The 26,428-nt window shown below is 46.1% G+C and carries 22 protein-coding genes; 6 read left to right on the forward strand and 16 right to left on the reverse strand.

All coding sequences use genetic code 11. The annotated features are described in order from the left end of the window. Positions 1 to 2 precede the first annotated feature (2 nt). From GC096_RS09400 to GC096_RS09415, 4 genes are all read right to left on the reverse strand, one after another. The gene (locus tag GC096_RS09400; protein WP_171629991.1) at positions 3 to 2,213 is read right to left on the reverse strand and encodes an alpha-galactosidase; all 2,211 of its coding nucleotides are present in this window, start codon (positions 2,211 to 2,213) and stop codon (positions 3 to 5) included. A gap of 24 nt (positions 2,214 to 2,237) precedes the next feature. Further along, positions 2,238 to 3,620 carry an MATE family efflux transporter gene (locus GC096_RS09405; protein ID WP_171629992.1) on the reverse strand — a complete coding sequence of 461 codons (1,383 nt, stop codon included), beginning with the start codon at positions 3,618 to 3,620 and terminating at the stop codon, positions 2,238 to 2,240. A 13-nt stretch (positions 3,621 to 3,633) separates the two neighbouring features. Continuing rightward, entirely contained in the window at positions 3,634 to 5,019 is a 1,386-nt protein-coding gene (locus tag GC096_RS09410) for a family 4 glycosyl hydrolase (protein ID WP_171629993.1), read from the reverse strand. A 411-nt stretch (positions 5,020 to 5,430) separates the two neighbouring features. Next, positions 5,431 to 6,729, reverse strand: a complete 1,299-nt coding sequence (locus GC096_RS09415) for a sn-glycerol-1-phosphate dehydrogenase (RefSeq protein ID WP_246302664.1) — start codon at positions 6,727 to 6,729, stop codon at positions 5,431 to 5,433. A 120-nt stretch (positions 6,730 to 6,849) separates the two neighbouring features. Between GC096_RS09415 and GC096_RS09420 the strand changes: the two genes are divergently transcribed. Continuing rightward, complete coding sequence (locus GC096_RS09420; protein WP_171629995.1) at positions 6,850 to 7,563, forward strand: DUF2161 domain-containing phosphodiesterase; 714 nt, start codon at positions 6,850 to 6,852, stop codon at positions 7,561 to 7,563. A 334-nt stretch (positions 7,564 to 7,897) separates the two neighbouring features. On the opposite strand, the gene GC096_RS09425 is transcribed toward GC096_RS09420, so the two are convergent. The 5 genes from GC096_RS09425 to GC096_RS09445 form a co-directional block, all read right to left on the reverse strand. After that, complete coding sequence (locus tag GC096_RS09425; protein ID WP_376769483.1) at positions 7,898 to 8,848, reverse strand: NAD(P)/FAD-dependent oxidoreductase; 951 nt, start codon at positions 8,846 to 8,848, stop codon at positions 7,898 to 7,900. A gap of 452 nt (positions 8,849 to 9,300) precedes the next feature. Continuing rightward, positions 9,301 to 10,530: an MFS transporter gene (locus GC096_RS09430; RefSeq protein ID WP_171629997.1), complete on the reverse strand. Its 1,230-nt coding sequence runs from the start codon at positions 10,528 to 10,530 to the stop codon at positions 9,301 to 9,303. 104 nt (positions 10,531 to 10,634) lie between these two features. Next, the gene (locus tag GC096_RS09435) at positions 10,635 to 11,957 is read right to left on the reverse strand and encodes an ABC transporter substrate-binding protein (RefSeq protein ID WP_171629998.1); all 1,323 of its coding nucleotides are present in this window, start codon (positions 11,955 to 11,957) and stop codon (positions 10,635 to 10,637) included. Between the two features lie 159 nt (positions 11,958 to 12,116). Beyond that, positions 12,117 to 12,953, reverse strand: coding sequence for a carbohydrate ABC transporter permease (locus GC096_RS09440; RefSeq protein WP_171629999.1), 837 nt, complete (start codon positions 12,951 to 12,953; stop codon positions 12,117 to 12,119). After that, positions 12,953 to 13,822 (reverse strand): carbohydrate ABC transporter permease, encoded by an 870-nt coding sequence (locus GC096_RS09445; RefSeq protein ID WP_171630098.1) that lies wholly within the window; start codon positions 13,820 to 13,822, stop codon positions 12,953 to 12,955. The genes GC096_RS09440 and GC096_RS09445 overlap by 1 nt, the downstream gene beginning before the upstream one ends. A 199-nt stretch (positions 13,823 to 14,021) precedes the next feature. On the opposite strand from GC096_RS09445, the gene GC096_RS09450 reads away from it, so the two are divergent. The 4 genes from GC096_RS09450 to GC096_RS09465 are packed head-to-tail and all read left to right on the forward strand — an operon-like array spanning position 14,022 to position 19,008. After that, positions 14,022 to 15,821 (forward strand): cache domain-containing sensor histidine kinase, encoded by a 1,800-nt coding sequence (locus tag GC096_RS09450; RefSeq protein WP_171630000.1) that lies wholly within the window; start codon positions 14,022 to 14,024, stop codon positions 15,819 to 15,821. A gap of 1 nt (position 15,822) precedes the next feature. Next, a complete protein-coding gene (locus GC096_RS09455) occupies positions 15,823 to 17,451 on the forward strand; it encodes a response regulator (RefSeq protein ID WP_171630001.1) in 1,629 nt (542 codons plus the stop codon). 52 nt (positions 17,452 to 17,503) lie between these two features. Beyond that, on the forward strand, positions 17,504 to 17,935 hold the full coding sequence (locus tag GC096_RS09460; RefSeq protein WP_171630002.1) for a hypothetical protein: 432 nt from the start codon (positions 17,504 to 17,506) through the stop codon (positions 17,933 to 17,935). Beyond that, positions 17,935 to 19,008, forward strand: a complete 1,074-nt coding sequence (locus GC096_RS09465; protein ID WP_171630003.1) for a phosphodiester glycosidase family protein — start codon at positions 17,935 to 17,937, stop codon at positions 19,006 to 19,008. Before GC096_RS09460 ends, GC096_RS09465 begins: the two co-directional genes overlap by 1 nt. A 432-nt stretch (positions 19,009 to 19,440) precedes the next feature. On the opposite strand, the gene GC096_RS09470 is transcribed toward GC096_RS09465, so the two are convergent. Both GC096_RS09470 and trmL read right to left on the reverse strand, forming a co-directional pair. Next, positions 19,441 to 19,695: an AbrB/MazE/SpoVT family DNA-binding domain-containing protein gene (locus GC096_RS09470; protein WP_171630099.1), complete on the reverse strand. Its 255-nt coding sequence runs from the start codon at positions 19,693 to 19,695 to the stop codon at positions 19,441 to 19,443. Between the two features lie 194 nt (positions 19,696 to 19,889). Beyond that, a complete protein-coding gene (gene trmL, locus GC096_RS09475) occupies positions 19,890 to 20,354 on the reverse strand; it encodes a tRNA (uridine(34)/cytosine(34)/5-carboxymethylaminomethyluridine(34)-2'-O)-methyltransferase TrmL (protein ID WP_171630004.1) in 465 nt (154 codons plus the stop codon). A gap of 142 nt (positions 20,355 to 20,496) precedes the next feature. Here trmL and GC096_RS09480 point away from each other — a divergent pair, with 142 nt between their 5' ends. Beyond that, entirely contained in the window at positions 20,497 to 21,210 is a 714-nt protein-coding gene (locus tag GC096_RS09480; protein ID WP_171630005.1) for a response regulator, read from the forward strand. Between the two features lie 71 nt (positions 21,211 to 21,281). On the opposite strand, the gene GC096_RS09485 is transcribed toward GC096_RS09480, so the two are convergent. The 5 genes from GC096_RS09485 to nrdF form a co-directional block, all read right to left on the reverse strand. Then, positions 21,282 to 22,832 carry an MDR family MFS transporter gene (locus GC096_RS09485; RefSeq protein ID WP_171630006.1) on the reverse strand — a complete coding sequence of 517 codons (1,551 nt, stop codon included), beginning with the start codon at positions 22,830 to 22,832 and terminating at the stop codon, positions 21,282 to 21,284. Between the two features lie 56 nt (positions 22,833 to 22,888). Next, positions 22,889 to 23,629, reverse strand: a complete 741-nt coding sequence (locus GC096_RS09490; protein WP_171630007.1) for a hypothetical protein — start codon at positions 23,627 to 23,629, stop codon at positions 22,889 to 22,891. A gap of 25 nt (positions 23,630 to 23,654) precedes the next feature. Then, positions 23,655 to 24,335, reverse strand: a complete 681-nt coding sequence (locus tag GC096_RS09495) for a polymer-forming cytoskeletal protein (RefSeq protein ID WP_171630008.1) — start codon at positions 24,333 to 24,335, stop codon at positions 23,655 to 23,657. 12 nt (positions 24,336 to 24,347) lie between these two features. Next, on the reverse strand, positions 24,348 to 24,977 hold the full coding sequence (locus GC096_RS09500; RefSeq protein WP_171630009.1) for a YhbD family protein: 630 nt from the start codon (positions 24,975 to 24,977) through the stop codon (positions 24,348 to 24,350). 446 nt (positions 24,978 to 25,423) lie between these two features. Beyond that, positions 25,424 to 26,410 carry a class 1b ribonucleoside-diphosphate reductase subunit beta gene (gene nrdF, locus GC096_RS09505; RefSeq protein ID WP_171630010.1) on the reverse strand — a complete coding sequence of 329 codons (987 nt, stop codon included), beginning with the start codon at positions 26,408 to 26,410 and terminating at the stop codon, positions 25,424 to 25,426. Positions 26,411 to 26,428: the final 18 nt, after the last annotated feature.

Genomic DNA, 26,428 nt, shown 5'->3' on the forward strand with positions numbered 1-26,428 from the left:
TGTTATTCCTCCATTTGTATGCGGTAAAGGCGGCTTCGGAAATCGCCCTTCCAGATCGGTAAATTAAGACCTACATGCATGAGTTCGTCTCCCCCAAATATTTCCACACGCGTATCCTGATCTCCCGCATCATAAAGTAAATAATTGCTCTCGGGTGCAAGGCCCTTCAATCGCAATTTCCTGAGAGGTGCGTTCGGCTCTGACAGTACTTGAAAAAAAGCGACCAAAGCTTCCTTCTTATCCTCGGAAACAAACATCCAAGCCGCGCTAGCGTTTTCAAAAGGGTTTATCAATCGGTAAAATTCGCCGAACTGGATCAGCGGCCGCAATTGTTTATAGAGTGCGACTTGCTTCTGCACGTCTTCCTTGTCCGCTTCCGTGAAAGTAGTCAGATCAAGTTCGTAACCGAAGTTCCCCGACATCGCCACATGCCCACGCATATCAAGCGGCGTTGTCCGATGCACTTGATGATTAGGAACTGCGGAAACATGAGCGCCCATCGTACTGATGGGATACACCATACTCGTTCCATATTGAATTTTCAGCCGTTCCACCGCGTCCGTGTTATCACTCGTCCATGTCTGCGGCATATAGTAGAGCATGCCTGGATCGAACCGCCCTCCACCGCCAGAACAGCTCTCGAACAATACGTTCGGAAATGCCGAAGTTATCCGTTCCATCACCTCGTAAAGACCGAGCATATAACGGTGTGCCGTTTCTCGCTGGCGCTCTGGCGGAAGCTGGGCAGAACCGATTTCCGTCATATTGCGGTTCATATCCCATTTCACATACGTGATGGGACTGCTCGCAAGTATATCTGTGATGACCTTCACGATGTAATCTCTGACATCTTGACGCGAGTAGTCCAGGATCAACTGCTGCCGTGCTTCTGTCCTTCGCCGGCCCGGCACATGCAGACACCAGTCGGGATGTGCCCGATACAGCTCACTGTCTGGCGATACCATCTCTGGCTCAAACCATAGACCGAACTCTAGCCCTTGCTGTTTCACTCGGCTTACCAAATCCGGCATGCCTTGTGGGAGCTTGTTACGATCAACGAACCAATCGCCAAGAGAACTTTTATCATTGTCACGCTTGCCGAACCAACCATCGTCCAGTACGAGAAGCTCCAAACCGAGCTCCTTGCCCTCTCGTGCAAGCTCTTCAATTTTAGTCGCGTTGAAATTGAAATACGTGGCTTCCCAATTGTTGATTAGAATCGGCCTGTGACGATCACGGAATTGCCCACGACATAACCGTGTGCGGTACAGCTTATGATAGGTGCGCGACATCCCGCCGAGGCCTTCGGCAGAATAAACGAGAACCGCTTCGGGCGTTTGGAAGGCTTCCCCAGACTCCAAGAGCCACGAGAAATCAAAGGAATTAATGCCCATCACGACACGGGTCGTTCCATAAGGGTCCACTTCGGCTTGAGCAACAAAGTTCCCACTGTAAACGAGGCTGAATCCGTAAACTTCGCCGTGATCTTCATCCGCTTGCTTGGAAAGCAATGCCATGAAGGGGTTCAAAGAGTGACTGCTAGCCCCCCGACGGCTTTCAATCACAGATCCACCTGTAGCAAGGGGGCGTCTTTCGATATGACGCTCTCGCGCCCATGTGCCCGATAAATGAAGCATATCGAAATCGCTGTGAGACATATCGAGCCCGAAGCTCAATGCTCGCAACAGCTTGATGGACTGATTACTCTCATTTACGAATCGAACAGACCGGGTAATGGCATCTAAATCACGAAATACCGTATATGTGAGAATAGCCTTTAATCCGATCAATTTATCACTCAATACGATATCGATGCTCTCTGCTTCGCTCTCAACCTCCGTATAGGTTGATGGAAGTCCCTCCAACGGTGCTTTTCCCGCGTAAATCCGGTGAGACTCATAGACAAGTTCACTGACCGTCGTGCCATCTTCCATTTGAACCTGATAAGCAGGAACTCGATAATCACTCCCGCCATATCCCGGAAATTCCTGCGGCAATGTGTCTAATGACAGTGTAAGATCATCCGGATCCGTGGATGGAGAGAAGGAGCATCGACGTCTCATTGCGAGCAACCCGCCGGGATTACTGCCTCGCACTTGGCGCCCCCAATGAACATGAGCTACATATTTGGAATTGATCAGTTGCATGATATAGCTCGATGACTTCCCTTGAAGATGGAAGGTTTGCGAATTCGAATTGTACACAATCCCCATTTTGACGCGTCCCCTTTGTGCGTATTAAACCTTGAGATGCTTCCAAGCCCCGCGTTTAAACCTCAAATAAATCAGATTAGATCGGAGAAACTGATCACTTGCTACCGCACTCCATAAACCGATCATGCCCCAATGGAAGATATAGACAAACAAGTAGCTCAGAACAACCCTGATTCCCCACACGCCAATGAATGTCGAATATAAAGGATAACGGGTATCGCCTGCTCCTCGTAGAGCGCCTCCAAGAACAAATTGCGAAATTTGTGACACCTGAATAAATCCTACGATGCGAAGTGCCCAAGCCCCTTCACGAATAATCGTCTCGTCATTGGTATACAGCCTAAGGATATGCGGTGCTAACAAGATAAAAAGCGCCCCCATACAACCGGCCACGACCATGCCGTACTTGCGGACCTGCCACACATAGCGTTCAGCAAGATCGGGTTTGCTTACACCAAGGGTTTGCCCAACTAGCGTTGAAGCTGCTATAGCAAAGGCAGCACCCGGCATAAACGAGATGCCAATGACGCTCGTTACAATTTGCGTTGCCGCGACGGCAACGGTCCCCAATCCCGCACATATTTTCACAAACGTCATAATTCCTAATCGCATAATCAACTGCTCTAGACTGCTAGGAATGCCAATGCGCAGCATACGACTAATCATAGCTTTATCCAAACGACTGATCTCTGACCAGCCGATGCGGACCGTAAATCTTCCGCTGAACATGACCGCAATAAAGCAAATCATAGCTCCAGTCTGAACAACCAACGTAGCAATCGCTGCACCCGTAATGCCCATTTGCGGTAAATCGAGATGACCGTAAATCAAGAGAAACCCGAGGGTCACATTCACGCAGCCTGCCAGTACATTGATTTTCATCGGTGTTCGAGTGTCTCCCGAGCCTCGCAGAATAGCGGATAAAGCCGACGAAATGGAGGAAAAACCGATCGAGAAAAACATGATCTTCGCATAGGGCAGTCCAACTTGAACGACCTCATCACTAGCGCCCATCAGTTGAAGCAGACTCTCCGCAAAGGTGACGCCAAGTGCCACAATAACGACAGACAAGGCTGTACCAAGCATAAGCGATTGCCCTGCCGCCAAATTCGCATCCTCCATCTTCCCCGCTCCCGTGGAGCGAGCAACGATAACGGTTGTACCCGAATTCAGCGCTGCAAACAGTACGCCCAACAATAAATACGGCTGGCTTGTTAAGCCAACAGCTGCCACCGCAACAGCCCCGAGGTGTCCGACTAGGATCATCATGACCATTTGGGTTGCGTTCATGAGCAGCATTTCCGTCAAAGATGGTCCTGCCAATTTGAAAATCATCCGGCGAACAGCTTTATCATCCTGCGGATTTATGGAGGCGGATTCGCTGTATGTCGCTGCATCTGCACTCATGGCTGACCCGCCATCAGATGTTCCAACCAGGCAAATATGCTTTCGTATTGTGCATCATCTGATCAAACAATACTTCCGCATCATGGATATCCATATTCACTAACGGATCGTTGATAAACGCCTTGAAGGCTAAGTCTTTGTCCTTTTGAAGAGCAGCCTTCAGAATAAGTTCTTGATTCATCGTATGCTGCAGGACCAGATTATTAACTTCCATTGGAAGCTCACCCGCGTAGACCGGACGCAAGCTATTCGCAGAGAACACTGCATTCGTTTCAACAACTGCTCCCAGTGGAATACCCTTCATTTGACCAACGTTAGGAACATTAATATTCGTTACAAATTGCTCAAGTCCAATCAAACCTTTTAACTGCCTAACTTCTTCTTCACCTGATGTCTTAAGCGGTAGTTTCTCCTCGCCACTAAGCAGCTTCCCGTAAAAAAGCTCAGTTGCCGCATGCTTTTCAACACGACTCTGGACCGTCGTTAACCCAAACTTCCAGGATCGAACCGTCTCCGGATCTTTCAAATACCAAGGAGGCATGAACTCTGCCAAGTGGCGATCACCTGCCGCTGCAATAACCCCATAGCGCCGAAACAAATCAAACTTCACGCGGTTCGCCGCCGTATAGGTGTTCGTAACCCAGGCATCTTTGTTGTGTTCAAATCCTGAATCATAGTATTTATCTACAAACTTGCGATACATCGGAAGTAAATCCATATTGTGATACGTGGCTTGATCGATCCAAGTAAAATGGTTAATTCCCAGTACATTCACTTTCACTTGATCACGGTGTACACCTTCAATGCCTTCCATATCGCGAAGCATGCGAATCAATAACCCTTGCACGCCGAAAATTTCATGACAACAGCCAATGGCTTTGATTTTAGGAAATACTTCATACAGCGTTCGCGTACAGAGCGTCATTGGATTCGTGTAATTAAACACCCAAGCATCCGGAGAATATCGCTCGATCGCTTGGGCAATTTCCACATACATCGGGATGGTGCGAAGCGCTCTCAGCAGTCCCCCAGGTCCCGTTGTATCCCCAACGGCTTGGTAAATACCGTATTGTTCTGGCGCATGGACATCGGATTCCATTTCTTCGAAGGTGCCTGGAAGAATCGAGATAAACACAAAATCGCATCCATTCAGCGCTTCTTGAAGCGTCGGATACGCCTTGTATGCCCACTTGGATTTCGTCTCTGGATAATCAGAAACTGAATTCCCCAGTTTTTCATTATTTTTGGCTTTCCCATAGTCAAGATCATACAAGCGAATCGTGCCCGATAATTGACCATCCAGCGCCAAATCGGCAATCAAATTTTTAGCCCAATACATTGAGCCGCCGCCAATATAAGCGATTTGGATATCGCTGACTTTCTCATTTGCAAATTTCATGTTACGCCTCCTTCATGATGTAGAACCGCCTAGCATTAGCTACCAGTATAGAAAACAATTCCACATTAGGGGATGGCAAAAATTAAGTGAGGTTGTGATTTTTTACACTTTTCACGGAAGCATATTGAAAAACGCCAGCCCTCACTCGAGGACTGACGTTTATATGAAAAGATGGATTATCGCGACATTTGGTTGGGAACGAGGATGCGCTATTATGGCTAAATTCGTGAAATGAACAGCTTAAGGGAACTACAGTGCCTTATTTTCCCGAAAGACACCAAAAATTACGAAATTCGAACAAATAGCGTACCTACGTTCCTCTTGGAGGCAATTTCGAACGAAATTGATAAAATAGCGCATCTAGGTTCCCTTCCAACAATGTCATGCTTCTATTCCCCATTGACCTCGTGCTTACAGCAGACGCTGTAAGCGTAAGATCGTAAACCGGTTGCGCACGAACAGCGCATCCTGCAGCGACGCCTCTACCAGCGCGGGCTCCACGCCCAGCTGATCCGGCGCTACAGGCCCCTGCACCGCCGCGAGCCACGCAGCAAGCTGCTCTGGCGGCGGAACCGCCCGGGCGATGCTGAGCACATCGCCCCAGTGCAATGCGATGCGCGCCCCAAGCGCATGCGCATCCCCACCCATCGCCGATGCATTCTCGGCGATGATGGCTTCGGCCATGGCCCCGTAGGCCGCCCGGATGCGTTCCGCATCCGTCTGCGCACTCGGGGCCTGCCCTTGCGCTAGGCGCGCAGCGGCCTCGTCGGCCGTGAGTGCAAGCAGCGCTTGATAGCGCTGCGCCATGAGCACGGTCGCGACGCCGACCTTCGCGCCGTGCAGCAGCGCCCGGCGGCGCTGCTGCAGAAGCACCATCTCCCAATAATGGGAGAGATGGTGCTCAGCCCCGGAGGCCGGACGCGAGTGGCCGACCAAGAGCATGGAAAGGCCGGATAGGATCAGGCCTTCCATGAGACGACGCATGCCCAGCTCGGTGCGCTGCGCAATCTCTTCCAGATGTGCGGTGCACAGCTCCACCGCCTCCAAGGTCAAGCGAGCACTCAGCTCGCAGAAGTGCTCATCCAGCAGCACGCGGCCGAGTGCCCAGTCCGCGAGCGAGGTATGCTTGCCGAGCATATCGCCGACGCCAGCCGCAATCATGGCTTGCGGCGCTGCAGCAAGCAGCCCCAAGTCAGCGAAGATCGCCTCTGGAGCTGAGCAAGGTATCGTCATTTTGAAGCCACGGACGATGAGTGGAGCGCCTACAGAGGCAAATCCGTCAACCGATGGTGCTGTCGGCACGGAAAGGAATGGCCGATTCGTTCGATGACTAACGAATCGCACAATGTCATGGAGCGTGCCTGACCCCACGGCGATCAAAGCCTTCGACGTCAGTGACGTGTCTAACATCAACTGAACGATAGCTTCCTCGTCCGCTGCTACTTCCCCCATCTCATTCTCACGAATGACACAAGTACCAACCTTCACCTGGCCATCTTCCAATAGGGAGCGCAGCTTGTCACCCGCAACAGCGTATGTATTCGCATCCGCAACGAGCGTTACTTCTTCATAGCCCGCTTCCCTTACATAATCAACAACAGTAGCTAAAGCATCTCGTTCTATGACAATACGGCGAATCGGAATCTCATGCTTTTGCCCGCAGGCACACGCAAAGCTTTTACCCAACCACTCATTTAACAACTCACTCATATCTCTCATCTCCTAACCTGTACGTACAAGTTAATCTACCACCTATTCTAGCGCAACCTATGCTATAATAAAAGCCATTCTATCAGACTTTTTGCACGAAAAGAGGAGAAAGAAACCCTCATGCCGATCCAGACTGAAACCGAGCTGTATGCACCGATTAAACACTTCTTCGAACAGCGGGGCTATACCGTCCGTGGCGAAGTTAAGCACTGTGATTTAGTCGCAATTCGAGGCGATGAGCCTCCCGTTATTGTTGAATTAAAAAAAAGCTTTAATATCCCGCTCCTCGTTCAAGGAATTGAACGGCTGCGGTTAACGCAAGATGTCTATGTAGCCTTCGAGCTGCCAAACAAAGGAAAAGCCCCCCACCGCTTACAATGGGAGGATATTCGTCGACTTTGTCGCATGCTTGGACTTGGTATCCTGACTGTCCAATTCTACAAACGCAAACAGCCCACAGTCGATCTCGTCTGTGAGCCTACTCCTTATACATTACGCCCCAACAAGAGGGCTTCTGGCAAGCTAATGACGGAGTTCCATGAGCGCAGCGGCGACTATAATGTCGGCGGCAGTTCTCAGCAGAAACTTATGACTGCATACCGGGAGAAATCATTGCACTGCGCCTATCTGATGCAGCAGCACGGTCCACTCAGCCCACGCAAACTGCGCGAGATGACCAGCAATATGAACGTGAGCTCACTTCTGCAGCAAAACTATTATCGTTGGTTTGTCCGTCAAAGCCGTGGTATCTATCATCTTACCCCCATCGGCGAGAAAGCCTTAGTAGAGTATGCACACGTGGTTACAGCTTTCCCAACGATAATCATCCCTTAGTCTTTACCTTTATTATCTATATAGATTGACCAAAAGTGAACATAGAGTTGTGCCATCACCTTAACAGCCTTCAGAATCGGATTTAGAGAAAAATAAAGTTATCACACAACGCTATTTACAATAATTTAGCGATTATCACCTTATTTTTACCGAATAGCGTTGTGGGATCATCTTATTTCTCGAAATGACCGGGAATAGTGGCATATAGCGTGATGGGAAAACGTTATTCATTCATAAGAGCAACTTTGTCTCAACTTTTTTATTCCACAGACTATCTTACAGTCTCTCTACTGCCTATCGCTACATCTCGTGCTCCCACTTTCTCATCTTCACCCTAAGACCGAATCACAACCCGATGAACATTCGCCTCTTCATTCATTCTAAGCAACGCCTTGTTGATCCAAATGGCTGCCTGTGAGCCTTCCCCCATCGCGATCGTCACTTGCTCCGCATGAACGCCGACATCGCCAGCCGCCCAGACGAAAGGAACACTCGTCATTTTACTGCGAGGATCGGTCATCACGTGCCGATTCTCCATGCGTTCTGCACCCAGCTGACGAGCTAGATCCGATTTCACTTCATTCCCGCCGAAAGCAATAAAGCCTCGTTCCGCTTCAAGACGTCTGCCATCTTTAAGCACAACTCCCTGGAATCGTCCGGGCGAATCCACCACAACTTCATCCAGATCTTCCGTCAAATAAGTAATGCCTTTATTCTTCATTTCCATAAGAAGCTCACTTTTCACGGCCCGATTTTGGTGATTCACATATGTCATTTGCTCGGTTCGATGACGGAGCTTAATCGCCATAGCTGCCCCTGCATCACCAGACCCCATCACTAGGGTATTCCGATCCTTGATCTCATATCCGTCGCAATCGGGGCATACGTATACCGTTAACCCCAAGCATTCCTTCAGGTTCGGGAGTTCAGGCATCCGGTCCATTAAGCCTGTCGCTAGCAGAAGCGTCCTCGCTTCATAGCCTCGGCCACTTTTTCCCCATAGCTCGAAGCCATCACCGATTCTTCCTTTGGCGACAGCCTGCACAATTTCATCTTGGACAAAAGCTACCCCTAATCGCTCTGCTTGCAGCCTGCCTAATTGGCGCAGTTCATCCCCCGATACCCCATCGGGCCAACCTAGAATATTATGATAGCTCCTGCACAGGGTCGAACGGCCGTAGCCTGCATCAACCACAAGTACTTTATGCTCATATCTGCCCAGTTGAATCGCCGCTTGAAGCCCTGCAATGCCTCCTCCGACGATTAGAATATCTACTTTCTCCATATGCATAATTCCCCTCTTCTCCAATTCACTACCATCTAGGATAACCGAATTCTGGGGCAATCATCCTTCTAAAGGTTGTTTAAGAAATACATCTACTTCTAACCTTGCTCTGCATGTAACTTTTGCGGATTTAACAGGATTTCCTACATCTATTTTCGTGTACAACTAGCCTTTACGGAGTTTAACTGGATTTCCTACATCTAATTTTACTCAAAATGTCCCGTTTGACGAAATTGGTTTGAAATAGCGGGAGAAAATCCAGTTATTTTACAAAATGCGATGATTTCGCTTGAATTAGCTGCAGAAAATCCAGTTATTCACTTGGCCAGGATACCCTGTGGTTGCGCCCACAAAACCCAAAATTTTTAAGCTTTCGCTACGCTCCTCATTTCTAGCTTCTTTCCATCTACTCGGTGCTGATAACCGGGCTTAAGGAACTCTCCCTTCTCCCCCTATCGATTCTTAATCGACCAAATCAAACCAAATTGCGTCAAAGCGGCCAACAGCAGGATCCAAGGAATTAAACCGCCATCCAAATCACTCCCAAAGGTAATGAGAACGAGAATGGAAATAACCCGCCCCACATTTAAGAAAAATTCCCGCACGACCACGCTTTCTACCTTTAATTCCCCTTTAAGAGGAAGTCTCGCAATAAGGCTGTAATAGTACCCTGTCATGGTATTCCCTTGCAGCGGTGCAAAGATGGAGTACAGAATCATAAAGCCGACCACAGACCACACATTTAAACTTCCTATAATACAAGAGACACCAACGAGATAACCTACAGTCGAAATGGTCAAATACATCCTTGCCCTGCCCGCATTCGCGTACTTCGAAATAAAGATCCCCATGACGATACTTAGACTCGAATAGAGGACACCGAGATAACCGACCAAATCTTCCCGCGGCAGTACTTTGAATAAAAGAATGTTAGGTAGAAACAACATCGTGCCCTGCAGCAAGCCCATACCGAAGAAGCCAAGCAGCGCATTCGACCACTCTTGCTTTTTCTTCATAATGAGCCCCGTATATTTCAAATAATACACACGGTGATGCCCGCTTGACGCCTTAATTTTCAAAGAGATTAACGCGGCCAATAGAAACATGATGAAAGCAATAGAGAAGACGATGGTGTATCCGCTTAACCCTTCTTTCAATCGAATGATAAAACCAGCAAGTGCTGGCCCTGCAAGCGTAGCCGCTGTGAAAAACATCATATTGAAAGCGAGATAACGAATACGGTTCTGCTCCGTCGACACATCATACATCAAAGTTAAATAACCGACCCAGTAGAAGCTGCTAGCGAGTCCATTAAATATGGCAAAAAGCACGTAATAATCGACAAGCCGTTCCCCAGCAATGCTCACACTTAAATAGAAGAGACCAATCAGTACAATACCTAGTCGGTACGCTACCATACGGTCCTTCTTCTTAATCATATAACCGCCAATAGCGAACCCAATCGGTGTTAAGATGTACACGATTATGTTGTAGGTTCCATTCACGACAACACTATGCGTTAACCGCCACAAATATAAATTGAGAAACACCCCTGACATGGAAGCACCAAATTGAAAAATGGAATGAATAACTAAAGAAATGACTGCTTCTCGTGATAGTCTTTTCTCAAATGGCAGCGTATTCCCTCTGCTCTGCAGCCAAGCTCTGATATTAAGATTCATGGTAAACCTCCAGTCCTCTTCATTGTAACAGCCATTGCCACATCTGTTAAACAGCAAAAAGCCTCAGCATTGGCGCTGAGGCTTGACGTACGTCTAGATTCGGGTTACTTCTTAAGGCTATCCCATGTTTTCTGGAATTCTTCCAACATTTGATCCTTCGTATACTTCTTAGCAACATAACCTTGCATGATATCGCCGAATTTCTTACTGGAAGCTTCTCCACCTGGGAATTTGAACCAGTTCCAGCTCAATGTTTTGCCAGCTTTGCTGTAAGCGATAATGTCAGCTGCTAATGGTCCAAGTACTTTCTCGTCAGCAGGAATAGATTTGAAAGCAGGGATAAACTTGAATTCATCTGTGATATATTTCTTACCGATATCGGAGGTAACCATCCAGTTCAAGAATTTCTTAGCTTCGTCTTTAACTGCAGAGTTTTTGTTGACTACCCAGTTATTCGGTACACCTACGAACAATTTGTCGTTCGCTGTTGCATCATCGCTGATCGGCATTGGCAAGAAGCCAATTTTGATGTCAGGGTTTGTTTTGGTAATTTGAACTTGTGTCCAGTTACCTTGTTGCGTCATAGCCGCTTTACCCGTTGCGAAATCCGTTACTTGCGTATTGTAGTCGGTTTGTAGAGGGTTTTTGTTGCCATATTGCAATTGCAGGTCAAACAATTTCGCCCACTGGTTGAATACTTCGTTGCCAGTAATTTTCGCTGTACCTTTGTTCAAGCCATCGATGAACGCATTCGGATCCTTCTGATAAGCAAATGGAAGGTTTACGAAATGGTTACCAAGTACCCACCACTCGGCATAGCCTGTTTCAAAAGGAGTGATCCCCGCATCTTTCAATTTTTTAGCTGCTGCTTCTAATTGAGAGAACGTTTTTGGAAGCTCTGTGATGCCCGCTTTGGCAAACAAATCTTTATTGTATTGGAAGCCATATCCTTCAAGGTTAAGTGGTTGACCGTATAGCTTTCCACCCTTTGTCATTGGCTCTTTCGCAACGTCGACAAGATCTTTCACCCATGGTTGATCAGATAGATCTTCCAAGTTATCGATCCATTTATCTAGGTCTGTGAAACCACCGTTGTTGAAAATATCCGGTTTGTCACCTGCGTTAAACTTCGCAAGAAGCGCCGCGCCATAGTCAGCTCCACCGCCGACAGTGTCGACTTGGATTTTGACATTCGGATTCAACTTCTGATATTCTTGCACCATTTTACCAAGCTGATCTGCGATCTCAACTTTGAATTGGAAGATTTTAATGGTAACTGGCTTGCCGCTAGCAGCAGGCGTTGTTGTCGCTGTTGATGTACCCGTAGTTGGAGCAGGACTTGCTGTCTCGTCTTTTTTCCCGCAACCAGCTGCTAGTACGGATAAGGATAATACTGCTGCCACTGAAACCATTGTTAATTTTTTCATGTAGGTAATGCCTCCCTTTAACTTGTATCTTCATTTAAACTCGCTTACTTGTTCTTGCCTTGCTTCCTTACATGATTCATTGTAAACACTTACATCCTGGCTTAACACCGAGTATATTGAACATAAAGGTGGAATATCTTGAACTTATTTGCAATTCTGTCATCCTTTTACTGAACCTGCTGTAATCCCTTCTACGATGTGCTTCTGCAAGAACAAGAAGAAAATAACGATCGGCAATACGCTTAATGTTAATCCAGCAAGCGCTAAATCCCATTGTTTCGTATATTGTCCAAAGAACGAGAAGGTAGCAAGCGGAATGGTCCGCAGCTCCGGATTACCGAGTACGAGAGATGGAAGTAAATAGTCATTCCAAATCCATAAGCTGTTCAAGATGATGATGGTGATCGACATTGGCTTGAGCAGTGGAAATACAATTTTCCAAAACACGCCGTACGCTGAACTTCCATCTACTTTAGCTGACTCTTCAATTTCGAGTGGAATGGACTTGATGAAGCCATGGTACAAGAACACATTTAAGGAAACGCCAAATCCATAATAACAGGCAACTAATCCCAGCTTACTATCCATAAAGCCAACTTGGCTCGCTACGCGAACTAGAGGAATCATGATCGACTGGAACGGAATCACCATGGCTGCAACGAAAGCTAAGAAAACAAGATTATTGAATTTACTTGCTTTTCTCACCATGCGATACGCCGCCATTGAGGAAATGACTACGAGTCCTACATTACTCAATACCGTAATGAACAAAGAGTTGAAGAACGCCTTCGGGAACTTCATGATGCTCCACACTTTGGTGTAGTTATCTAGATATAGTGAGCTTGGCAGCTTCGCCGTATTCGCTGCTAATTCAGGAAACGTTTTTAAGGAATTCGCGATGACGAAGTAGAACGGAATCAAGAAGAGTAAGGCAACTAGAATGCCAAGAACTTCAAGAGCGAATAAGCGACCTGTATACTTTTTGACGGAAGCCATTAGACCTCAACCTCCTTGCGCTTGGTGTACATCACTTGGATGGTTGAAATGATGGCAACCACGATGAAGAATACGAGAGCTTTGGCCGTACCTAAACCATACCGATTGTTACGGAAAGCTTCTTGATAAATATTGATGGAAACCGACTCTGTGGAATTGAACGGTCCGCCTTTCGTTAAGGAGAAGTTCAAATCAAAGATTTTGAATGACCACGAAATCGTCAAGAACAAGCATACGGTGACGGCTGGCATGATAAGCGGAACGATGATGCTTCGTAATACTTGCAAGCGGGATGCGCCATCAATATACGCTGCCTCGAGCATATCCTTTGGCACATTCGACAAGGCCGCTATGTAAATAATCATGAGATATCCAGCGCCCTGCCACACACTAACGATAACAATCGCCCAGAAAGCTGTCGGTGAATCACCTAACCAAGGCAATTCGAAGAAACCGATATGCGTGAGATCGCCAAGGGTTGCAAACCCTTTTACAAAGATAAACTGCCAGATAAAACCGAGCAATAATCCACCGATTACGTTCGGCATAAAAAAGATTGTACGTAATACATTCCTCGTTTTCAGCGATTGCGTGAGCAATAACGCCAGTAAGAAGCCTACGAGATTCGTCAGAATCACGTTCGTCACGGTCAATCGAGAAGTAAAGTTAAAGGCATTGCGATAGTCCTTATCATGGAATAGAATTTGTTTGAAGTTCTCCAGTCCATTGAAGGTCACTTTCGTTGTTACGCCATTCCATTCGGTAAACGAATAATAAATGCTCATCAGAAATGGAATCAAGACCACGATGCCAAAAAAGACTAACGCAGGTCCGATAAATACCCATTGCTGAAGCCATCCGGAAAGCATTCTTTTTGTTTTCACTGGGAAGTCCCCCTTACCATTCTGCTACTATACCCCAAGTATAGAGTGCCGCAGTACCCCAAAACACTGACGATCGTGACCCATTAGGTGGAATTTGTTGACCTCTCCTGCTACAATGTAGGGGAAAATCCCATTATAGAAACCGAGCTGATGAAGTCTGATACGACACAGTATTCGTAATAAATTGATCTTATTTCTGCTAATTGCCACTCTTGTACCCTTCCTTACCTCCCTTGGCGTCTCCTATTTCTTCACCAAACAGAAGGTGACAGAAGATACCCTGACCAACAATTCTGCCCTGCTCTCACAAGGTAAAACGAATCTGGTGAACTATCTGGATGGGGTGGTTCAAGCCTCCCTCACGATTTACACAGGAAGGACTCTCTCTGGGCTCGATCTGTTCTATGATATTATTCAAACAAAACAAGAAATCGATTATCAGAGTGATAAAGTGATTAAAAGCGGTCTTCAGGTCATGTCCCATTCTGTGAAGGAAATCAAACAAATTTACCTGTATGCCTCTGTCAGTAATAGTTCTTTCCTAACCAACAATGACATTCAAGTCAGCATGGCAGGTAAATATGAAGGGCTTAAGCCGTTCCCTGAGGGTAAGCTTGTGTATTTTGAAACAACGCACGAGAGCAACCTATATGGCAAGTCACTCTCTGCATATTCTAACCCATCACCAGTTATTTCTATGCACCGTAACATCATGTACTCACCTAGTAATCAATCCATTGGTGAGCTTATTATTGATTTGAATTTGGACCTCGTTTCTAATATTTCTCAAGGCTTATTCACCCATGATCAAGAGGAACTTTACATTTTAGATGAAACGGGACGTATCGTATTCGGTCCTGATCCAAGCAAGTGGGGACTTCAATTAGACGATAATTGGGGGGATGAAGCTGTTCACAGTACCCTTGACAAAGGAAGCTATGAATGGTCGAAAGGCGCTTTTGCAGGGATTAATATGTATGAGAAAATGCGTACAGACTATTTGAACTGGACGATTGTAAAGCGTCTTCCTTATGAGCAGCTCACCAAGAACGCTCGCCAATTGACGTTCATTAACGCCCTCATTCTTTCATTTTCGATGCTGATTGTTATGGCTGGCACGGTATATATTAGCATTCGTTTTACGGCTCCTATCAAACAATTGATTCGTTACATTACACGCATTCAAACAGGACAAGCTGGACTAGGTGATCATCAGAGCGACATTGAGTTGACCCGAACCGATGAGATGGGGATACTTGCGAACCGTTTCCATGGGCTTATGCAGGATTTGAATCAAATGGTGATGCGCGAATATCGATTAGAACTAGCCAATAAATCGAATCAGTTGATGGCGCTTCAGGCGCAAATCAATCCGCATTTTCTGAATAATGCCTTGCAATCGATCGGAACATTAGCCCTGCAACATGAAGCACCTAAGATCTACACCCTCATTAATTCGTTAGCTAAAATGATGCATTACAGCATGAACACGAACGAATCTGTCGTTCCTCTTCGCAAAGAAATTGATCATATTAAAGCGTATTTGGAGCTGCAGAAGCAGCGTTTTGAACACCAATTTGATATTGTCTATGCGATTGAAGAGGGAACTGGTACCATTTCTATTCCTAAAATGATTCTTCAACCGCTTGTTGAAAATTATTTCAAGCATGGTTTTAAACCTAGCCAGTCGCAAGGCGTCGGTCTGTTGCACATCGAATCAGAGAAGCTGACTACTCCTGAAGGAGACTACTTGAAGCTTACCGTGGCGGACAATGGTATTGGGGTGACAGATCAACGACTCCATGAGGTCCGAAGTCGACTGAAAGCATCATCCGTTGCCGATGATTCCTATATCGGTTTACGCAACGTCCTAACGCGTATCCAGCTCTATTTCAATGATGAGGCAACTTTGGAGATTGACCATGTTCATCCCCAAGGTGTGCGGATTGTCATCCATATTCCGATGAAAAAGGGAGTTACCTGATATGAAAGTACTACTCGTAGATGATGAGAAGCACGTGCGCGATGCCATCCGACTACTGGTGAATTGGAAGCAATACGGGATCGATACCATATTAGAAGCGTCCGATGGAGAAGCAGCGACTGCCTTGGTAAGCAGTGAACATCCGGAGATTATTATGACCGACATGATGATGCCCATCATGAACGGTGTCAAGCTGCTTGAATGGCTGCATCGCCATGCGCCTGACGCCAAGACGATCGTCATCAGCGGTCATGACGACTTCTCTTTACTGCGGCACACTGTGAAGTATGGTGGGACGGATTATATTTTGAAGCCGATAGATCCGGATCAATTGAACGAAGCTTTGGACAAAGCGATTCAGACTTGGCTCAAGGATGAGGAGCAGAGGCATGCGAATCGCGAGCTGAATATCGAGGTTAACCAATTCAAGCCTATTTACTGGGATAAGCTGCTTTCCGCGTTAATAGCCGAACCTGGCACCTACGAACCAGTGGCTGACCAACTGGAGCGTGAACTGCATTTATCCAGGAGTGTTGCAACCTGCCGTGTTGCGATTCTCTCTTTAGATACCATGGAAGCTAGTATTAAAAATAAATTCAGTCAAAATATCGATCTTCTCCTCTTCTCTCTAATTAATATTTGCAATGAATTTCTTGTTCCGCATAAGCGCGGCTACGCCTTCCGGCACTTGCACAATTCGAATGAAATTGTGCTCTTCATATGGGCGGCGCCTGCCATGGCAGAAGAACTGTTGGCAACGATTAATGATGGTATTCGCACCGCCTTGCATGCCAGAGTAGATTTCGGGATTGGAAGTTGCCACAGCTTCCCTATTCAATTGAAGCAATCCTATCAGGAGGCGCGAGACGCCTTGCGGCAGCGTAACCTGACAACCAAAGAAACGTGGATTCACACCAACTGGCTCCCGAGCAAGGGATCCCAGCAAACGTTAACTTTTCACCAATTTGATGAGCAAATTCATCTTGCCCTGCGCAGTGGAAATGTTGAGCAGATCCAGGATATCGTTCAGCACTTGATGGATGCCATCAAAAGTTGTGATGTCATTACACCTGCACAGCTCGAGCATTGGTGGGGGGAATATCGGGTGATGATGCGCCGTTGGATCCAGCAATTGATTCCGGATAGCCGTGAGGAAGACATACAGCCTCTTCTTCTTGAGGATAGCGCAGCCGCGATTATTACGCTTGACGAGAAAGGCCTATTGTCCCTAACTCTCTGGCAGCAAGAGCTTACCCGCAGCCTCATTCAAGTGTCCAAGCTTCATCTGGAGAGTCAACATAAAGATAACAATGTCATTTTCGAAATCGCTAGCTTTCTAGAAAAGCATTATCATGAAGATATTTCGCTTGCGGATATTGCCAGTCGGTTCTATCTAAGCCGTGAGTACATCTCCCGCAAGTTTAAACAGGAGTTCGAAGTCAATCTGTCTGATTACTTAGGACAAATTCGGATGAGCAAGGCCAAGGTGCTGCTGTGCAATCCGAATCTGCGCATTTCCCAGGTTTCTGAGATGGTCGGTTACCAGGATGAGAAGTATTTCAGCAAAGTTTTCAAAAAAATGTCGGGGATGACCCCTGGCGAATATCGAAAAACAGCGAATTCTATCTAAAGTTCCGAGAAAATAATGGAATATGCTATACTAGTAGCAAGAGGTGATTTTCATGAGTATGCCCATTGAGAGCGCAACGGCGAATTCTTTTCCCCGCACGTCGAAAGCAACCCGGGTCAAGAAGAAAACGTATGTCTTCCTATTCGTGGGTTGGGTCATGCTGATCGCAGTCGGAGTAACAGCTACGATGATGTACACTGAACATCTGAGGCAACAAATATCGACCGATATCGCACAGCAAACCCAGCAGCAATTACAAGTTATTCAGCAAGATTATCAGAATCAAGTCTCTCAGTTGAAGGATAGTGTATCTACCGATATGAAGACTTTGCAAGCCAAGGTAGATTCATTGAATGAATTACTGGCATTCACCAAGGATAGCGCTAACAGCAAGACCGATAATAGCAATCAACTTTATACCCAGCTCGCTGACGTCAAGAAGAAGCTAGATGAGTTGACCAAAAATCTGGATGTGTTGAAATAATGACAGCGAGTTCGATTCAGCAAATCAATCGTGTTATGTTGCTGGCCTGCGCACCTTTTCTAGGTATGCTGATTTGGCTGCTCTTCGTCTCCCTGGATATTTCCATCCCAGTGAAGTCTCCGGTTACTTCAACACCGATCAATCTAGCGCAAGAGACGACCACTCTGAACAGCATGTTGACACAGGCGAATTCGGATGCGGTCCAAACGAAAACCGTTATTCAGCAGTATTTCCAGCTGTACGAGAAGAGCACGGCAGAAGTTACCGCTATGCTCCAAAGCGCAGCTTCCCAAATCGCCAAACCCGGACTTATCTATGATGCACGGATTACAGCTAAGCTTGGCAGTCCGATCCGCCAGGCCACCTCCGGCAATATCGACATTCAGCTATTCGCTTTGAATGAAAAACATTATTCAGGTTATGCTCTTAAAGTGAACCTCAAAAGCGATAAAGCGATCAAGCTCGTATTGGGGAATGATAAGCTCGGCTCCAGTGAAACCACTTTGGCCGCAGCTTCGCGCTATGGCGCTGTTGTTGGCATTAATGCTGGCGGCTTCGCGGATGATAATCGCGGTAAACGCTATCCACTTGACACAACAGTAATGAACGGGAAATATGTCAACGGCTTCTTCCCCACCAACAATGATACAGCCTTCATCGGCTTGAACAAAGATCGCAAGCTGATCGGCGGCAAATTCAGCTCACAATCGGAGCTCGATAAGCTGAATCCGCTGATGGGCTCGACCTTCGTTCCTGTACTGATGAAAAATGGCAGCAAGACGTCCATCCCGTACCAATGGCAGAGCTCACCAGCAAGAGCAGCTCGAACCGTGATGGCCAACTATAAGCATGACCAGCTCTTATTCCTTGTCACGGATGGCTACGATGAGAGCGGCAACTCAGGCGCTACGCTTGCTGAACTGCAGGATAAGATGCAGCAACTAGGCGTCGTTGATGCTTATAACTTGGATGGCGGCGGCTCAACCACGCTGGTCTGGGGTGGCAGCGTGATCAATCGCCCGTCGGATGGTAGACTCCGTCCGCTTGCTACGAACTTCTTGTTTTTCAAATGACCCAAATTATTCACACAATATTCGTTTCTTTTTTGGGGATGGTTGGGTATAATAAGCCTTAACTATGTGCAAAAATGGTCTTTAACCCTAATAGGGTACGCTTACGAAGTCAGTTTTCTGCCGAAAACTTTTAGGAGGTGCAGCAATGTTCGGTTTATCTACAACATTTTGGCTCGTTAATTCCGTTTTTCTTTTATTCATCGTTGCTATGTTGACGGCTTCCTATAACGAGGACAAAACAAAAGGCCTGTGAGAAAACCTCTATCGAGGTCAATCAATGATGAGCGACCGCGTTTAGATGTAAGTTTTATCGCCAATAAGAAAGCTGTTTTCGTCTAACGAAAACTTATACTTTCTTATGTGGTAAGCCAAGAAAAAAAAGCATCGCCTTCTCCACTTGGAGGAAGCGATGCTTTTTCTTTTTTTAAACTACTAGGCTCTCGCCTTAAGCAGGTTCATTTCAGTTATACAAACGCCGCAAATATAACGATCTTTGAATTCACTGACACTTTCCATGCTACCGCAGAACACACATTTCGGACGATATCTCTCGAGAATGATATGGTCACCCTGCACAAGAATTTCTACAGGATCTCCCTCGTTCATCTGGTACCGCTTTCTTAACGATTTAGGTAATACGATTCGTCCCAATTGATCGACTTTACGTACGACTCCAGCTGGCTTCATCATAGGACTTCACCTCTCTTTTCCCAGACGTTTTCTACACTTCCGGTAATTTCACATCGACCAACATTTCCATATCGAGCTTACCGATACTATTCGCCGTGAATCATGAAATTCCTTCTGCTAAAGCCCCAAAAACTTTCTTTTCTTGTCAAAAATGTCGGTCGAGCACCAATAAACATAGGATGTAAGTCCCCCTACTCGAGACCTACAAACCCTGTTTGGCGTAATCCCTCATATAAAATAATAGCTGCAGAGTTGGAAAGATTTAACGATCTTACCGTGTCGGACATTGGCAACCGGATTAAGGTATCCGGATGCTGACGCAGCAGCTCCTCTGGCAGCCCCTTGGTCTCTTTACCAAACACGAAGAAATCGCCATCTTGGAACGCAAAATCAGAGTAACGTTTGCTTGCTTTTGTCGACGCAAAGAAGAATCTATGCCCCTCATACGCTGCCATCACTTCATCGAAAGAATCGTAGTAGTGAATCTTCACCGAATGCCAGTAATCTAAGCCAGCTCGCTTCAGGGTCTTATCATCGGTGTCAAAGCCAAGTGGTCTCACCAAATGAAGATGAGCACCTGTTGCCGCACATGTGCGAGAAATATTGCCTGTGTTCGCAGGAATCTCAGGTTCTACTAATACAATATGAAAAGCCATCTCTATTCATTCACCTCGTTCTCTATCCTATTATAACCTGTTCTGGAATGCAATTTAACACAGCGTTAACTTTATCTTAATATCGCGATGATAGAGGTAAGTCATAATAGAATTATCCTTCATTAAAAGGAGCATACCTAAAATGAAAAAGAAAATTCTAATTGTTGATGACGAACCTTCCATCTCCATGCTGATTGAATTTAACTTGAAGCTTGCCGGATTCGAAGTACACTGCGTGTTCGACGGAGAAGCTGTCTTCGGTGCTATTCAATCTTTCCGCCCTGATCTCATTGTCCTTGATCTCATGCTGCCCAAAATGGACGGCTTACAAGTATGCCGCAAGCTGAGAAGCCAGAATAACCTTGTGCCGATTATTATGTTAACGGCCATGCAGGATCTTACCGATAAAATTGCAGGTTTGGACAACGGTGCAGATGATTACATGACGAAGCCCTTCTCACCGCTAGAACTCGTCTCCCGCATTCAAGCGATTCATCGCCGCATCCAGACCCTGCCTTCTACGACGGAAGAAGCACCGATTGCCATCGGCCAAATCTCCGTCAAAGCCGAGCAGCGCGAAGTGACGATGAATGGCGCTCCGATCGAGTTGACACCGAAAGAATTTGAACTGCTTCTTTTCCTCTGCAAGCATCGTGGGAAAGTGCTTAGTCGACAACAGCTGCTTCACGGTGTCTGGGACTATCACTTCCTCGGGGATACGCGCATCGTTGACGTCCATATCTCTCATCTCCGTGATAAGATAGAGCAAAATGCACGTCACCCCGAATATATCATGACCATTCGCAACGTCGGATACAAATTGACGGAACCTGCTATTAAGGAGTCTTACGCTTAAGCTTAGGACTCCAACAAGATGGACATAAAAAAGCCTCATCCAGTAGACATCCTACTTGATGAGGCTTCTTTCTATTGACCTTTCAATTCTGCTGCGGCTTGCTCAGCTTGCTTATGCTCCAATGATTCGGTCAAGCGCTCTTTACTCATGAGTACTGCTGCTATGATAGCCAAAGCTGTTGGAATCAGTGCCCACATGAATGTATATGAAATCGAGGATGATAAGCCAGCTGTAATTTTATCAAGTACAGGTGTAGGGATTTGAGCACGCATGTCAGGTGCCAGCAGCACCCTAGGATCACTAAATGCCGGATTGTCAGCCATGTTGCCTTGCCCGCTTCCAGCAAAAATCTCCTTGAGTTGTGCTGTGAAATCATTCCGTTGAATGATTCCGAATAGTGTAATCCCTAAAGTCATACCTAAGGAACGAACGAAGGAGACTGTTGCATTCACAGAACCACGCTGCGATGGATCAAAGTGATGAATCGCCGCATTGGAAAGTACGGAGAAGCTCGCACCGATCCCAACACCAACGACGATCATGCACATTGTCACATACAAGCGGCTTGTATCTGGTTCAAGCTGTGTCAACATGAACATACCCGCTGCTAGAATGACAACAAAGACCATCATAATGTTCCGGTATGGCATCTTATTCATTAAGAATCCGCCGCCTACCGCTGAGAATACAGAGCCTACCATCATCGGCAAGAGTACGAGTCCTGAATTGGTCGCTGTTCCGCCAAGTACACCTTGAATATAAATCGGAATATACACAGATGCCGTGATAAAGCCCATCCCGCTCAATAATCCAAGCGCATTACTCGTCGTAAACAAACGGTTCTTAAACATCGGGAATGAAATTATCGGTTCGATTACTTTTCTTTCAATGAGGATAAAGCAAATCGTTAGCACAGTGAAAGCTGCAAACAGTCCGATAATTAAGCTCGAATCCCATGCGTATTTATTTCCACCAAGCTCAAGGGCAAACATCATGCTGACAACGGCACCAACAAGCGTAGCGGCGCCCCACCAGTCGATCTTCTGCTTCGTATGAATCGGTGACTCTTTGTAGTAGATCGCAATAAAAATAAGGGCCAAAATACCAAGAGGAATATTGACATAGAAGACCCAATGCCAGTTAATATAATCCGTAATATAGGCGCCAAGCAACGGTCCGAAAATACTGGACAAACCGAATACCGCACCGAACAAACCGCCTAACTTCCCGCGTTGCTCGACGGGTACCGTGTCAAACATGATCGTGAACGCAATTGGAATCAGCGCTCCGCCACCGATCCCTTGCAGTGCTCGGTAGATACTAAGCTGTACAATGCTTTCTGCCGTACCACACAAGATGGAAGCGATCAAGAATACAATTAATCCAAAAATGAAAAAACGTTTACGCCCAAACATATCGGACAACTTCCCAAAAATCGGCATACCCGCCATTTCAGCGACCATATAAGCCGATGTTACCCACACAAACTTATCTAGTCCACCGAGATCTCCTACAATGGTTCCCATCGCTGTGGCAACAATTGTATTATCCATTGACGCCATTAACATGGCCAAGAGTAGACCTGCTAAGACGAAGCCTACTTTATTATTTGAACTCGTCATTCGTACACATTCCTTTACGATTTGTTTTCGCCTAACACCCTACACTTACAGACTTATTACAACTTGCGTGATTCTTTCACAATGGCACCCTTCTTCTTCTCTAAGTGTACCTTGTATTCTACTAAATCGACTTCACAACCAGGACCGATGACAACTTGATTGCCGCGAACAACTTTCGCTCTCGTGTGCTCCACGTAGATATCATCCCCTTCAATAACCGATACCGTTACCTTGGCATGTGGTGAGGGTCTGAAGAACAAGCTAAACGGATGAAGTAAACTCGCTTTGCGAATTCTAATTTTCTCGCCGCCAATCTCTTTCGCCGTTGAATCTTGGAAAAGCCTGATGTCGATCTCTCCTGCGTTCAGGAGTCCCCCAACATCAAACATTCCCTTAAGATTAAACACATCGACTTCGCAATCCCCTCCTGCAGCGATATGCCCTTTAAGTGCGATCTTGGTGCCTTGCATATGCCCTTTCACTTCAATCGTCCCTGAACCAGTAAGTGACCCAATTTCTGCATCACCACTGATACTCACCGTCCCCGAATTTTTCATTCTGTCGCTTCGAACATTTCCCGTCAATGCAAAAGTGCCCACAATGCCCGCTTCGCTTGCCTGCAAGTTACCTTCCATCTCTAATGTTCCGATACATTTCAGAAGCCGGCATTTCGTATCGCCTTCAATGATGCCTTCTCCAACAATTTTCATTCGATCATACAGGCCCCCTGCCGCGGTAGAGCTGCCTGTAATTTTCAAATTACTAATTAGCGAACGTTTGTTTGCATCTATTCCCATTGTACCTCAAACCCTCCTCTCTTTGCTACACTTTTTCACTGCGTTTCACCTTAGATTTCTTATCTTGCTCGAGCTTTGCCGTATATTCGATGAGCCCGATCTCACAACCAGGTCCAATAGTAATATCCGCTCCTCTTACGACATCAGCCGTTGTATATTCCAAGTAAATATGGTCGCCTTCGATGGTTTGAACCGTCAAATGATTACCAATTCCCAGAGGCAGAATCTTCAGCCAACTTGCCAAGCCAATCCCCCGCTGCTTACGTATTTGGATCCGTTCTCCGCCGATTTCTGAAATTTTACTATGCCCATGCAAAGTAACAAGAATCGTATCTGCATTAAGCGTGCCAACCTGCAGCTTGCCGTTGGCATTAAACTTCTCCGCCTCACAGTTGCCTGTTATTATTGAAGCTCCATTAATTTCAAGGTTCTCGCCAACATAATTGCCCTCAATCTTGGCTTTGCCATGAATTCGGGTACGCTTGGCTTTCAGATTCCCCTGAATCGTTAGCGTTCCATGCAATACTGCCGTTTCAGATGTAATACTGCCATTCACTTCTGCGCGCCCATTTAGCGTAAAATCGGAACATATAACGTCCCCTTCCAGACGCCCCATGCCGTCTATTTTAACCGAACGAAAGCTACCACCATTAGAAGATCCTATTCCGGAAATCATCAATTTACGCTTCAATTCTGCTGTATGCATAGTGTCACCTCCTCACGTTGTTGTTATTTTCAGCTTCAGTTCTTCAATCTTCTTCGCAACCTGCACCCGGAGTACGACCTTTACGCCCTGCTCGAAGAACAACTCACTGCCTGTCGTAACGAGTAGAAATAAAGTTAAGCCCATCTTACGTATATAAATCAGATCACAAGGCTTGCCTTCGAACTTGGCATATTGCTCTTGCATCGTCAGAAGCAAATGTTTCCCTTCATCCAGGCTCATTTCACCGGATTGTAAGCAATCCTCTAATAGGAACAGAAACAACGTTTCTTCAAAGCTGAATACCGCGGTCCCTCCCAAAAATGGAGTTGCATAGTCTATTGTTTGCAGAGAAACAATGTTTCGTTTGATTAGCTCTAATTTGTCTATTTTCATGTCATTTGGCACCATAGAGAACACATCCGCTAATTCATCTAGCGATAAATCATCCTTCATATTTATAATTTTATCGATTCGCGCCAGCATCTGCCCCTTCGGAAAGAACGTTTCCTGCCCCGTAAACGCTGATTTTCGTATAAACCATTCCTCAGGAACTAAATTTTTGCGTTTCCAGCGATATAATTGACCATAAGATATCCCTGTTAGCTCGAGAAGCTCCTTTTTTGATATCAAATCATCATCCAACGTACATCCCTCCTTCGCCATTTCAGATTAACATAACATTGTTACGCAGTAAATCAGCCTTGAGACTGAATACTCAAACCTAGAATACCCAAACCTATCTCCACCGCCATATACAAATTTAATGGATTTTATGTTGTTATTTTTGCCAATTCTCGGCATTCGAAAGCAATAGATGGATTCCCTACAGTTAATTTCCGCTATATTCCGCCAAACGCCCGATCATCCTCCAATTAGCTGTACATTTTCCATATATTCACTAAATCCAAGGAAAATCAGTCAATATTAGCTCTATATTTTACATTTATTTGAAGATCTAGCTACTCAACTGACCACACTACTTCTACCCTTACAAGTACTCACACTCTATTCGCAGCCAGCATGTCACAAACAGAAAAAAACCACCCAGCAACCGCTGAGTGGTCCATCATCCTCTATATGCTTACATTTTAAAATACAAAGTCATCGTCCGTCAGAGCCTCAACGTGAATCGTGCGCACGTAACCATTGCCCTTTTTGGAGAAAAAGTCATGCTGCTTCGTCTTCGTACTTAGTCCGTTCAATACAATCGGGTTGATATCCTCTTCCGGGAACATCGGTTCAACGCCCAAGTTCATAAACGCCTTGTTCGCGTTGTAGCGCAGGAATGCTTTCACTTCGTCCGCCAGACCCAGCGGTCCATACAGACTATCCGTGTAGCCTTCTTCATTCGCATGAAGCTCTTTCAACAGCGCACACAACGTCGCGTACGCCTCGTCCTGCTCGGCAGGGCTAAGCTCCGCGTAGACTTCTTGTGCCAGCACGCCTATGTACAACCCATGGATGCTCTCATCGCGTAAGATCAAGTCAATGATCTCGCCGCTGCTTGTCATTTTCCCTTGACCAGCCAAGTACAACGGATAATAGAAACCGCTATAGAACAAATAGCTTTCTAGCAGAACTGACGAAGCCATCGCTAGATACAGCTCTTTGGTCGTATTAATATTCTCATAGTAATGTGAAATCTTATTCGCCTTAAACTGCAAGTGTGGATTCCGCTCCACCCATTGAAACAGCTCGTTGATCTCTTCTGTCGTAGACAGCGTTGTGAAAATCGAACTGTAAGACTTCGCATGGATCTGCTCCATCATCCCCATGAAGCTAAGCACAGCTTTGCGCTGCAATCCATCCACATGCTCAAGAATCTTCGGCATCCCGACGCCGCCCTGCATGGTATCGAGCAAAGTCAGACCGCCAAGTACCTTCATATAGAGCTCACGTTCAACGTTGCTTAGTGTAATCCAGGACATTTTATCATCAGACAATGGAATTTCTTCATCTGTCCAAAATTGCATAATATTTTGGTTCCAAAACGTAATCGTGAAATCATCATCGGGCCGGTTCCAATTCACCGCTTTTTTGACGATAGGTTTATTGATCGTTGGTGCACTTGTCATAAGTGGTAGTCCCCTTCC

Origin of the sequence: Paenibacillus plantarum, from assembly GCF_013141695.1 — a bacterium.
GTDB lineage: Bacteria > Bacillota > Bacilli > Paenibacillales > NBRC-103111 > Paenibacillus_E > Paenibacillus_E plantarum.